Here is an 8,282-nt window from a genome sequence, read left to right on the forward strand (position 1 = left end):
GCGTTCCAATAACGTTCTGTATGACGCAATAACATTTCTGTGGAAGTTGCGGTTGCCATTTCTTTTAGATCTGCACCTGCAGCAAAGACTTCTTCACCGCCTGTGAGCACAACTGCATTGATCTCATCGTTAAAACTTAACTCGGTAAAAACTTGTGCGAGTTGTTTACGAACTTCACCGTTTAAAGCATTTTTTGCTTCTGGGCGGTTAATTTTAACAACCGCTATTTTTTGAATAGAAAAGTCGACTTCTACGAAATTATTCCCTGTTGACACACTCATTTTTGAATTCCTTGTTTCGCATATCAAAACTATATTCCTTTTATGATGCTTATTTTGGAATTTATTTCAAGTCTTATTTCTTTTAAGAGCGTAGTTGTTATCTTTTAAAAGATCTAAGTTGTTGATATTACGTAGTGGTCTAATTTTAAATTTCGTTAAACGAAATTAATTTTCAAAAAATCTTGAAATTTGTATTTTTGTTCTCGTACTATGAAACACATCCGCAGTAAACAAGATTTAAAACATGGTATCCAGATTAGCTGGAGATGGCTGATGGGTACGATGGAAATACATAAAAAGGGAGATCACAGATGATCCGTGATGAAGGGATGTTGGAGCAGTTACTTTCAACAATTCGAGATTTTGTAAAAAATGAATTGATCCCTCGTGAAAACGAAGTGGTAGAGAAAGACAAAATTCCGGATGACATTGTGCAGCAAATGCGTGAGCTTGGTTTGTTCGGTCTTACAATTCCCGAAGAATATGGTGGCTTAGGCATCACTATGGAAGAGGAAGTCAGAGTTGCATTTGAACTTGGACAAACTTCACCGGCTTTTCGTTCTTTAATTGGTACTAATAACGGTATTGGCTCAAGTGCAATTTTGATTGATGGCACAGAAGAGCAAAAGCAGAAATATTTACCACGTTACGCAAGTGGCGAAATTATTGGTTCATTTTGTTTAACCGAGCCTGAATCTGGCTCTGACGCTGCTTCTTTAAAAACCAGTGCCGTAAAAGATGGCGATTTTTATGTGTTAAATGGCACCAAACGTTTTATTACCAATGCACCCCATGCTGCAACTTTCACTGTAATGGCTCGGACAAATCCTGAAATTAAAGGGTCGGGTGGCATTTCAGCTTTTTTAGTTGAGGCCAATACGCCGGGCATTACGTTGGGCAAAATTGACCAAAAAATGGGGCAAAAGGGTTCACATACCTGTGATGTGATTTTTGAAAATTGCCGTGTGCCTGCTTCTGCACTGATTGGTGGGGTAGAAGGTGTCGGTTTTAAAACGGCCATGAAAGTGCTGGATAAAGGGCGTTTGCATATTGGTGCCTATAGCGTAGGTGTTGCCGAACGCATGTTAAACGACGCACTGCACTATGCGATTGAGCGTAAGCAGTTTGGTCAACCTATTGCAAACTTCCAGCTTATTCAAGCCATGCTTGCCGACTCAAAAGCCGAGATTTATGCAGCTAAATGTATGGTCCTAGATGCAGCTCGCCGCCGTGATAATGGTGAAAACATTAGCACGGAAGCTTCTTGCGCAAAAATGTTTGCGACCGAAATGTGTGGTCGTGTTGCTGACCGCTGTGTACAGATTCACGGTGGTGCGGGCTATATCAGTGAATATGCCATCGAGCGTTTTTATCGAGATGTGCGTTTGTTCCGTTTATATGAAGGAACCACGCAAGTTCAACAACTTATTATTGCCAAAAACATGATTAGGGAAGCTACAGCCTAATAAAAAATCAAATGCCATGAGGCATGGGATGCCTCATGTTCCTTCTGAGGATATGGACATGACAACAAAGACTGTTACAGAGAATATGAGTAGCACTGAAGCTATTCAAACACCAAAAAAGATTTGGATTACAGCTTTTATATTCGCTTTTTTTACACTTTTATGTGACGGGGCCGACTTAGGTTTTTTGGCATTAAGTCTCACTAGTCTTAAAGCAGAGTTTCATTTAACTGGTGTGCAAGCCGGAACATTAGGAAGCTTGACACTATTTGGTTCGGCCGTGGGTGGTCTTATTGGTGGTTGGGCTTGCGACCGTTTTGGTCGGGTTCGCATTATTGTTTTCTTTATTGCTTTTTCTTCGATATTAACCTGCGCACTCGGCTTTACACATTCTTATATGCAATTTGCAGTTTTAAGAACAATAGGCGCCATGGGCTTAGGTGCATTATATATTGCCTGTAACATTCTTATGTCTGAAATGGTGCCAACCAAACACCGTTCTACCGTTTTAGCAACGCTGATGACAGGTTATACACTAGGTTCTTTATTAGCGACCTTATTAGCTGGACATATTATTCCTGAACATGGCTGGCGTTTCCTATACTGGATTGCAATTACGCCTGTGGTTTTGTCAGTTTTGATGCACTTTTGCGTACCTGAACCTGAGTCATGGAAAAAAGCCCGTCAACTAAAAGCGCTAGAAGTCGCTCAAAGTAACCAACCTAAAAAACGCCAAAATCCATATCTTGAGATTTTAAGAGATAAGAAACATGGCACCATGTTTGTTCTTTGGATTATTAGTACGGGTGCATTGCAGTTTGGTTATTACGGCGTAAGTAACTGGTTACCTGCTTATTTAGAGTCTGACCTTGGCATCAAGTTTAAAGAAATGGCGATGTATATGGTCGGTACATTCCTAATTATGATGTTTGCCAAAGTAATTGCAGGTATTGTTGCCGATAAATTAGGACGCCGCGCTGTATTTGCTTTCGGAACCATTGGTACAGCCTTATTTATTCCGGTCATTGTCTACTTAAATACACCAACCAACATTTTATGGATGATGCTGTTTTTCGGTTTCCTTTACGGTATGCCTTATGCAATTAATGCCACATATATGACAGAAAGCTTCCCGACTTCTATTCGAGGCTCGGCAGTGGGTGGTGCTTATAACATTGGCAAAGTACTTTCTATTTTCTCTCCATTAACAATTGGTTATCTATCGCAAAACGGTTCTATTGGTTTAGGGCTCTTGGTGATGGCTGCGGCTTATTTTATCTGCGGGGTAATTCCATTGTTATTTATTAAAGACCGACTATTTAACCCGCAAAAGGCAGAGTGACAGATCAATCTGTCACCTTAAATTAAGGATGAAAAGGGACAAGTGAGATGATAAATAAAATCACCAGTGACATTGAACCGATTTTAAAAGCTATTCCTGATGGGGCAACCATCATGACAGGCGGGTTTGGTGTGACGGGGCAACCTGCTGAATTAATTGAAGCCTTAATCGATTTAGGAAAAAAAGAACTCACCATTGTAAATAACAATGCAGCTTCGGGTGACCGTGGTTTAACCAAGCTGATTATTGCTGGCTGTGTTAAAAAAATGATTTGTTCATTTCCGAAATCTGCCGGATCAACCGTTTTTCAAGACTTATATAGAGCGGGAAAAATTGAGTTAGAACTGGTTCCACAAGGTAATTTGGCTTGTCGTATTCAGGCCGCAGGTGCTGGTCTCGGGGCTATTTTTACTCCGACTGGTTATGGTACTAAAGTTGCCGAGGGTAAAGAGACCCGAACCATTAACGGTAAAAACTATGTGCTTGAATATCCACTTGAAGCTGATTTTGCACTGATTTATGCCGATAAAGCCGACCGCTGGGGCAATTTAACATACCGTAAAGCAGCCCGCAATTTTGGCCCAATTATGGCAAAAGCCGCCAAGACCACGATTGTTCAAGTGAATGACACCGTAGAGCTAGGAACGCTTGACCCTGAGTGCATTATTACACCGGGAATTTTTGTACAGCACGTTGTAAAAGTAGGAGATATCTAATGTCAGTTCAAAAGCGTTCTCGTGAAGATATTGCCAAACTCATTGCCAATGACATTCCGGAAGGTTCTTATGTCAATTTAGGGATTGGCTTACCGACCAACGTTGCTAAATTTTTGCCAAAAGACAAAGAAATCTTTTTACATTCGGAAAATGGGGTTTTGGCTTTTGGTCCACCACCACAACCGGGTGAGGAAGACCAAGACTTAGTGAATGCCGGAAAAGAGCTTGTTACTTTGTTAGACGGTGGATGCTTTATGCATCATGGCGACTCATTTGACATTATGCGTGGCGGTCATCTGGACATTTGTGTGATTGGTGCATTCCAAGTTGCGGTAAATGGAGACTTGGCAAACTGGCATACCGGTAAAGCGGATGATGTACCAGCAGTCGGCGGTGCTATGGACTTGGCGGTCGGCGCAAAAACGATTTATGTCTATATGGAACATGTCACTAAAAAAGGTGAGTCCAAAATTGTAAAAGAACTGAGCTATCCAATGACGGGTGAGCAGTGTGTCAATCGTATTTATACCGATTTATGCATTATTGAACTCAAAGACCAAAAAGCTTATGTCACAGAAATGGTGGAAGGCTTAACTTTTGATGAGCTACAGGCAGTCACAGACTGTGAACTAATCGATGCACGTGTAGCCTAAATACACACGGAAAAACGCTTCTTTAAGGATTAAAAGATGAAAAAATTAATATTAGCTGCAGCTTGCGCTGCGGCTTCAGGGACTATTTTTGCAAATTCTTCAGATACGACAGAACAAAGAATTAATTTGCTAGAAACCGAGCTGCAAAAATTAAAGGCAGAACTTGCTGCTCAGAAACAAACTCAAAATAATTTACAAGTCAAACAGGTAAAGATTGAAGAGAACATTGAAAAAACTAAAGCGACTGTAACAGAGAAGCCTGTTGCTCCTTCGTGGGTGACTTGGACAGATAATGTGAAGGTTTACGGTATTGCTCGTATTGATGCAGCAGTTGATTTTAAATCATCACCAGACTCGGGCGGTAGAACGACCAGCAGTCTGTACCGAACACCTTTTGAAAGTGAAAAACGTTCAAACCATGCACGCTCTGATGCGATGATTAATGCAAGCCGACTCGGTGTTTATTTTAATAGTCCAAATAAAGCGGTTACAGGGAATATCGAAGCCGATTTCTTTGATAGCTCTAACATGGGAACGGGGGATGGTAAATTCCGTATCCGTCATGCATTTTTTACCTATAAAGACTGGACCTTTGGTCAAACATGGTCACTCATGTCTAACATGGAAACCCGTACAGAAGCTGTCGATTACACCCAATTTGTGGGAACCTCTTATACGCGTACTCCTCAAATTCGTTATGACTGGAAAATTGATGCCAATAATGATTTAAAAGTAGCTTTGGAATATACAGGTTCGAGAGTCTCGGCATTTCCAACTTTAACTGGTCGTTATACCTTTAAACAAGGTCCTTTAACGGCCCTTGCTCAAGGCTTTATTAATGAAAAGTCTACAGATGTGGCAACTGCCACGGTGAAAAAAGTAAGTTGGGGTGCAGGAGGCGGCTTAAAATATCAACTCACGCCAAAACAATCGGTACAAGCAAATTATCAATATATTGTCGGTGATCAAAAATTTATGCCGTATACCACCCAAAGTGGGTTGGCAAATTCAACAAGTTTAAATGCCGCGGGTGATTTCTCTTTAAACGAAGACAAAACAGATTTGGTTATGAATAAGTTGAATAGCATCAATATTGGTTATTCATATAAATTTAATGAGCAATGGCGTGCAAACTTATCGGCTTCAATGTTTGATTATGATGATGACACGGCTTATGCCAAACTTAACCCAGATGCCAACAAGCGTTTAACTGATTACGCAGCTAACGTTTTCTATTCACCAATTGAGCAAATGGATATTGGGATGGAATATCACCAAGGCAAACGAGAAGTGTTTGACGGCAGAACCGCTGATGTATCACGTGTAAACTTTGTATCGATGTATAAATTCTAAAATGGGGCGTAGTTAAAAATGGAAAAAATAGTTGAGCCCAATGCAGAAAATATACTGTCAAAAAGCTTTATTTTTATCATGGCAATGACATGTGGAATTTGTGCGGGTTCAAACTATTATATCCAGCCCTTAATCTATTCGATTGCTGAAGCATTAAAAGTTAATGCCGATCAAGTCGCTTTAACTATTGTGATTAGCCAACTGTCATATGCAGTTGGCCTTTTTATATTGGTTCCCTTAGGCGACTTTTTTGAAAAGCGCAGTTATATTTGCTTGCTCATGTGCTGTACGGGGCTTGCACAAGTAGGGCTATCCTTAAGTCAAACCTTGCCAGCTTTATATGGCTTTACCTTTTTAGCCACATTCTTTTCAATTGCGACTCAAGTTTTAGTTCCTTTCGCCGCAGGTTTAGCTAGTCCAAAAAAAAGTCCTCAAGTTGTAGGCACTCTCATGAGTGGTTTGTTTTTGGGAATATTATTGGCGCGCTCTATTGCAGGCTTACTTTCTACAGTTTGGTCTTGGCATGCGGTTTATTTAATTAGCGGAATTGTCATTTTGGTGTTTGCATGGGTAATGTGGGTAAAGTTACCAGTTGCGCGAAAATCCCATCAACTTAATATTCTACAGATTTATGGTTCACTATTTTCATTAGCTGTTCACCAGCCGCATTTATTACGCCGTGGTTTTGCTGGTGGAATTGGCTTTGGTATTTTGGCTCTCATTTTTACCACCATGACTTTTATTTTGGCGAATGAGCCTTATCACTTTAACGATTTCCAAATTGGTTTATTTGGAATTGTGGGCTTGGCTGGCGTATTTGCGACTCCTTGGGCAGGTAAGAAAATTGCAGCAGGTCTTGAAAATAAAATTGCAGTGATTTGCATGGGGTTATTAATGAGTGCATGGATACCCCTATTTTTTGCTCAGCAGTCTCTGGTTGCCTACGCTGTTGGTGTGATTATGGCGTACTTCGGTTTGTCAGCATTTCATGTACTCAACCAAAATCTGGTCTACCGTATTTCGGCCGAGGCACGTTCCCGTATTAATTCAATTTATATGACCTTATATTTTGGCGGAGCCGCCTTAGGTTCTTTTATTGCGGTGTATGCTTGGAAACACTGGGGATGGGAAGCATGTGCAGCCTTAGGGCTAGGGTTGGCAATATTAAGTTTCGTGATTGATCGCTTTGATTTTTATGAAATGAACAAGATAGTAAAGCAAGAAAAAGCTCCATAAACAGGAGCTTAGATATTTTATTATTTGCGAATAATCATTAAGGTTGCCGAAGCAAAAGCATACACTTTGCCGTTCTCATCTACGATTTTACCTTCGGTACTAATAATATTACGACCCGCGTTAATTAATTCGGCCGTCGCATAGTAAGACGTATCAACCTGCATGGGGCGGATCATTTTTACATTTAAATCAATGGTTCCATAGCCAACACCATGTTCAAGTAGGGTATGGGCCGCACTGCCTGTCGCCGTATCTAAAGCTGTGGCACAAAAGCCGCCGTGTACACCGCCTTGTATATTTCTATGTTCTTTGCGAGGAGTAACTTTATAAGTTGCTTTACCTTCGGAAACTTCAACGAGTTCCATCGGTATGGTGTGAGCCATAGGTGATGGAGAAACTTCACCATTTTTTAAAGCGGTTAAAAACTCAAGACCTGTGTATTTCGGGCTTTCCATAAATCGTCCTTGCATGATTAAGCAATCTAATCACCATACTATAAATTGATTTTTTACGGAATAAAATTTTGCAATACAAAATATAAATTTATTTTAATTAAACGAGATTAACTACTTTTTTATATTAAATTTGTATTTAAAAACATATGTTTATATTTTATCTCTATAGCCAAGTTATGATAATTTTATTAAATTAGTGAAAATATATTTTGCTATAAGAAATTTTTTGATATTTTGATGAGATGAAACAATAAAAGTCCATTTTAAGGAAAAACGATATCTGCCCATAACACAGGCAGAGAGGTGAAAGGAAAAAAACTATGCCTTTATACAAAGCTCCATTACGCGATATCCAATTTGTACTGCATGAAATGCTTCAAACAGAACAGAACTATCAAGGTTTAAGCAAATATAAGGAAAGCGTAAATCGAGAATTAATTGATCAATATTTAGAGGCAGCAGCAGATTTTTGTGAAAATGAATTGGCGCCTATAAATCAAAATGGTGATCAAGAAGGGTGTCATTTAAATCAAGGCGTAGTCACAACACCGAAAGGTTTTAAAGAAGCCTACCAAAAATATGCCGAGCTTGGGTTTACTTCATTAACCGCCGATCCGGAATATGGTGGGCAGGGCTTGCCGACATTGCTGCGGATCGCGATTTCTGAAATGTTATGTGGTTCTAATTGGGCTTGGGCAATGTATCCGGGCTTGTCTCATGGGGCAATGAGAACGATTGAGCATCATGGCACTGAGCAACAAAAGCAAAAGTTTTTAACTA

General features: G+C 40.0%; 9 protein-coding genes. 7 read left to right on the forward strand and 2 right to left on the reverse strand.

Annotation, left to right across the window (positions count from 1 at the left end):
* A partial coding sequence (locus C1642_RS20030; protein WP_228154003.1) for an enoyl-CoA hydratase-related protein occupies positions 1-281 on the reverse strand: 281 nt, incomplete at its 3' end.
* 311 nt (positions 282-592) lie between these two features.
* Between C1642_RS20030 and C1642_RS18670 the strand changes: the two genes are divergently transcribed.
* The 6 genes from C1642_RS18670 to C1642_RS18695 are packed head-to-tail and all read left to right on the forward strand — an operon-like array spanning position 593 to position 7,047.
* Entirely contained in the window at positions 593-1,747 is a 1,155-nt protein-coding gene (locus tag C1642_RS18670) for an acyl-CoA dehydrogenase family protein (protein ID WP_000617392.1), read from the forward strand.
* Positions 1,748-1,805: 58 nt separating this feature from the next.
* On the forward strand, positions 1,806-3,089 hold the full coding sequence (locus tag C1642_RS18675) for an MFS transporter (RefSeq protein ID WP_002041103.1): 1,284 nt from the start codon (positions 1,806-1,808) through the stop codon (positions 3,087-3,089).
* A gap of 47 nt (positions 3,090-3,136) precedes the next feature.
* Positions 3,137-3,805 (forward strand): 3-oxoacid CoA-transferase subunit A, encoded by a 669-nt coding sequence (locus tag C1642_RS18680; protein WP_000608696.1) that lies wholly within the window; start codon positions 3,137-3,139, stop codon positions 3,803-3,805.
* Positions 3,805-4,458: a 3-oxoacid CoA-transferase subunit B gene (locus tag C1642_RS18685; protein ID WP_002114302.1), complete on the forward strand. Its 654-nt coding sequence runs from the start codon at positions 3,805-3,807 to the stop codon at positions 4,456-4,458. Before C1642_RS18680 ends, C1642_RS18685 begins: the two co-directional genes overlap by 1 nt.
* A gap of 36 nt (positions 4,459-4,494) precedes the next feature.
* Positions 4,495-5,811 (forward strand): outer membrane trimeric porin-like protein DcaP, encoded by a 1,317-nt coding sequence (gene dcaP, locus C1642_RS18690; protein WP_103236745.1) that lies wholly within the window; start codon positions 4,495-4,497, stop codon positions 5,809-5,811.
* Positions 5,812-5,829: 18 nt separating this feature from the next.
* Positions 5,830-7,047, forward strand: coding sequence for an MFS transporter (locus C1642_RS18695; protein WP_103236746.1), 1,218 nt, complete (start codon positions 5,830-5,832; stop codon positions 7,045-7,047).
* A 20-nt stretch (positions 7,048-7,067) separates the two neighbouring features.
* Here the strand turns inward: C1642_RS18695 and C1642_RS18700 are convergent, their stop codons facing one another.
* On the reverse strand, positions 7,068-7,517 hold the full coding sequence (locus tag C1642_RS18700; RefSeq protein ID WP_079284144.1) for a PaaI family thioesterase: 450 nt from the start codon (positions 7,515-7,517) through the stop codon (positions 7,068-7,070).
* Positions 7,518-7,822: 305 nt separating this feature from the next.
* On the opposite strand from C1642_RS18700, the gene C1642_RS20035 reads away from it, so the two are divergent.
* Positions 7,823-8,282, forward strand: a 460-nt coding sequence (locus C1642_RS20035; protein WP_228154004.1) for an acyl-CoA dehydrogenase family protein, incomplete at its 3' end; no start/stop codon positions are given.

Origin of the sequence: Acinetobacter sp. AKBS16 (genome assembly GCF_002899995.1) — a bacterium.
Classification (GTDB): Bacteria; Pseudomonadota; Gammaproteobacteria; order Pseudomonadales; family Moraxellaceae; genus Acinetobacter; species Acinetobacter baumannii.